General features: G+C 48.2%; 4 protein-coding genes. All 4 read right to left on the bottom strand.

Annotated features, from left to right (window positions below; genetic code table 11):
• Positions 1-180: 180 nt before the first annotated feature.
• Entirely contained in the window at positions 181-1485 is a 1305-nt protein-coding gene (locus tag JJU14_RS16485; RefSeq protein WP_228614805.1) for a serine hydrolase, read from the bottom strand.
• A gap of 112 nt (positions 1486-1597) precedes the next feature.
• The gene (gene rplQ, locus JJU14_RS16480) at positions 1598-1999 is read right to left on the bottom strand and encodes a 50S ribosomal protein L17 (protein ID WP_091344876.1); all 402 of its coding nucleotides are present in this window, start codon (positions 1997-1999) and stop codon (positions 1598-1600) included.
• 38 nt (positions 2000-2037) lie between these two features.
• Positions 2038-3027, bottom strand: a complete 990-nt coding sequence (gene rpoA, locus JJU14_RS16475; protein ID WP_091344875.1) for a DNA-directed RNA polymerase subunit alpha — start codon at positions 3025-3027, stop codon at positions 2038-2040.
• Between the two features lie 24 nt (positions 3028-3051).
• Positions 3052-3659, bottom strand: a 608-nt coding sequence (gene rpsD, locus JJU14_RS16470) for a 30S ribosomal protein S4 (RefSeq protein ID WP_228614804.1), incomplete at its 5' end; no start/stop codon positions are given.

Genomic DNA, 3659 nt, shown 5'->3' with positions numbered 1-3659 from the left:
ACCCACACAGATAATTGATTGCGAATTGTTAAAGAGCAGTGCTTCATTCCGAAGCGGATGACGTTTTGGCTGTAACCTCGTCGTCATCTGTGGGGCGCATTATAAGGATCCGGCAAAGTCGATCAAGATCTTTTTTGTATGATCCCGTCTAAGCGCTCAGATTTTGCTCGCCTTGTTGGCTTATTGAACGAATTGGTCTAACAATAGCTGCCAACGGCTTAGATCTGGCTTCGGCTGGCTAGGGTTGGCGGATAGCTGTTTATACAGGTACTCACCCAGCTCACGGTGAAATGGCAAACCGAGTTCCTGGTATTCGTAGGTATCGTCATTCAGAGTTTCATTGGCATTGACATAAATGGTGGCGGTGACAAAGAACTCCAGCTGCTGCTCAAGATCAATGAAATAACCTGCATCGGTTAAAAAACCATAAGCACTGCCAATTTTATTCAGCCAGCGTTGATGTCTGGGTAGCTCTGTCGGCTGACCACCAAATTTAATGTACTTATAGCGGTTATCAGCGATGCCATGGGCAGCGTAATCGGGTTGTTTGCTTTCGGATGGATAGAGCAGCATGGCAGCCAGTAGCCAGTCGCGCATCTCTGCGTCTAAATCAAACTGCTGCTCTTGCGAAAACAACTCAGGGAAGATCAATCGCTCAAGTACACCGGATAGATCCTGAATCGACAGTCGGTTTTTATCACTAAAATCCATCGGCTCTTTGATTAACTCGCCGTTTTGATAAAAAGCGGAGCCAAGTTTCGGCTGCAGGCTATTTAGATAGTCGGTCTGACTTGAACGGGCAGGTAACTGTAAAATCACTTCGTGCTCAGCATTAAAAAATGCCAATGGATTGTAGTGACGGTTTTCTTCTGCCGACATTGGTAAGCTTAAGCGATGATTAATGGTCGCAGTCCATAAGCCCTTACTGCGTAATTGCTGATTAATATGATCCTGGCCCAGCAATTCATACATCCGATTAAAGCCGGGGTTATCGCTGACCATCATGACTTGCCAGATGTAATGTGCCAGCGTTGGACGATGACCTATAGCCATCACATCTTCTGTGACCATTTGCTGTGAATCACGGCTGGCATAGGTATGGAAAGTGCTGTCCAGGCTTACCTGATTTTGCTGCTGCAACCACTCCAGAGCCAACAGCGCCACCGGAAGTTTAACCGTGCTGGCGGGATAATAGTAACGCTCATCATCGACAAAGAGTCGGTAGCTGATTAAATGGGGATGTTGCTGCGGGTCGCGGACAATCTGACTGACTTGAATTTGCACCTTATAGCGATCGGGATTGGCCAGCACCTGCTGCAAGATTGGGAACTGATCCGGGATCTTTTTCAACAAATGACTATCGGCCTTAGCACAGATAGTCGCCAGCTCAGAGCGACATTCAATCTGCACCGGCAGCACGAACGATTGAGCAGTACAGGCTGAACAAGCCAGCAAAGTGGATAGAGCAAAGATACGAGCCAGCATAGCACAAGACCGAATAATTTATTCCTATGATTCTTGTTATAAAGAATAATCCGGCAAATCGCAAGCGAAAAAAAGCCGGGAACAAGTCCCGGCTTTCTATTCAGTGTGCAGCTTACTCAGCTACAGCCTCTTCAGTGACGGTTTCCATATCCACTTCTGGACGGTCAACCAGCTCAATGTAGCACATTGGCGCATTGTCACCGGCACGGAAGCCACACTTGATAATACGAGTGTAACCACCCGGGCGGGCGTTGTAGCGTGGACCAAGTTCAGTGAACAAGATACCAACTGCTTCTTTATCCTGAGTACGGGCAAAAGCCAAACGGCGATTTGCCACGCTGTCGTTTTTAGCCAGTGTGATCAAAGGCTCAATAACACGACGTAACTCTTTTGCTTTAGGCAAAGTCGTTTTGATGATTTGATGCTTCACCAACGAGCTTGCCATGTTGCGGAACATTGCCTGACGATGGCTGCTGTTCCGATTTAATTGACGACCACTCTTACGATGGCGCATGACCTATTCCTTCTTACTAAACCAGGAACCGGATCCGGTTAGTCTTTGTTTACCAGACTGGCTGGCGGCCAGTTCTCAAGGCGCATGCCAAGAGACAGACCACGTGAAGCCAGTACGTCTTTGATTTCGGTAAGCGACTTCTTACCCAGGTTAGGCGTTTTCAACAGCTCAACCTCGGTACGTTGCACCAGATCACCGATGTACTGAATTTGCTCTGCTTTCAGACAGTTAGCAGAACGAACCGTTAATTCGAGATCATCGACAGGACGCAACAGAATCGGATCAAACTCCGGCTTCTCTTCGCGTTTCTCTGGCTCGCTCTTATCACGCAGTTCTACGAAGAACTCCAGCTGTTCAGCCAGAATAGTCGCAGCACGACGGATTGCCTCTTCAGGCTCGAGCGTACCATTGGTTTCCATATCGATAACCAACTTGTCCAAATCGGTACGTTGCTCAACACGAGCCGCTTCAACGCTGTAAGCAATACGCTCAACAGGGCTGAAAGAGGCGTCAAGCAGCAAACGACCAATTGGACGCTCGTCGTCATCAGAGGACAGACGGGCTGATGCCGGCACATAACCACGACCTTGCTCAACTTTCAGTCGCATACTGAATTCAGTATCGCCGGTCAGATGGCAAATGACATGATCAGGATTTACAATGACAACACCGTCACCGTGCTGGATATCAGCAGCAGTCACAGGGCCAGCACCTTTTTTGGTTAAAGTCAGAGTGACTTCATCTTTGTCTTCCAGGCGGAAGGCTAAGCCTTTCAGGTTCAACAGAATATCAATGATATCCTCTTGCACCCCTTCTTTCGAACTGTACTCATGGAGTACGCCTTCGATCTCAACTTCTGTGACAGCAAAACCTGGCATAGAAGACAGCAGAATACGGCGAAGTGCGTTACCCAAGGTATGTCCGAAACCGCGCTCAAGTGGTTCCAAAGTAACTTTGGCACGAGTTGGGGTGACTTTGTCGATCCCAACTAATCTCGGCTTAAGGAATTCGGTGACAGAACCCTGCATTGTATCCTCTCTTAATGGTTCGCTTTACTTAGAGTAAAGCTCGACGATTAACTGTTCGTTGATGTCAGCAGACAAATCTGAACGCTCAGGAAGACGCTTGAATACACCTTCGAGCTTAGTCGTGTCTACTTCAACCCAAGTTGGCTTCTCGCGTTGACCAGCCAGCTCCATCGCAGCAGCGATACGAGCTTGCTTCTTGGCTTTTTCACGAACAGAAACAACTTGTTCTGGCAATACAGTGAAAGATGGGATGTTTACCACACGACCATTCACCATGATTGCTTTGTGGCTGACCAGCTGACGTGCTTCTGCACGGGTGCTTGCCAAGCCCATACGGTACACTACGTTATCCAACCGTGACTCCAGCAACTGAAGCAGGTTTTCACCGGTGTTACCTTTCAAACGAGCAGCTTCTTTGTAGTAATTACGGAACTGCTTTTCCAGCACGCCATACATACGACGTACTTTTTGTTTCTCGCGCAACTGAATACCATAATCAGACAAGCGACCACGACGGGCACCATGCTGACCAGGAGCAGTTGTTAAGTTACATTTAGAGTCAATTGCCCGCACGCCACTTTTCAGGAACAGGTCCGTTCCTTCACGGCGACTTAGCTTGAGCTTAGGGCCCA

Source organism: Alkalimonas sp. (genome assembly GCF_020831925.1).
In the GTDB taxonomy this organism is placed as follows: Bacteria; Pseudomonadota; Gammaproteobacteria; order Enterobacterales; family Alteromonadaceae; genus Alkalimonas.
Note: the sequence above shows the minus strand (reverse complement) of the source record. Positions and strands in the feature narration are given on the sequence as shown.

Coding starts and splice junctions, on each gene's coding strand:
- JJU14_RS16485 (WP_228614805.1), bottom strand. CDS start 1,485: ATGCTGGCTCGTATCTTTGCTCTATCCACTTTGCTGGCTTGTTCAGCC.
- rplQ (WP_091344876.1), bottom strand. CDS start 1,999: ATGCGCCATCGTAAGAGTGGTCGTCAATTAAATCGGAACAGCAGCCAT.
- rpoA (WP_091344875.1), bottom strand. CDS start 3,027: ATGCAGGGTTCTGTCACCGAATTCCTTAAGCCGAGATTAGTTGGGATC.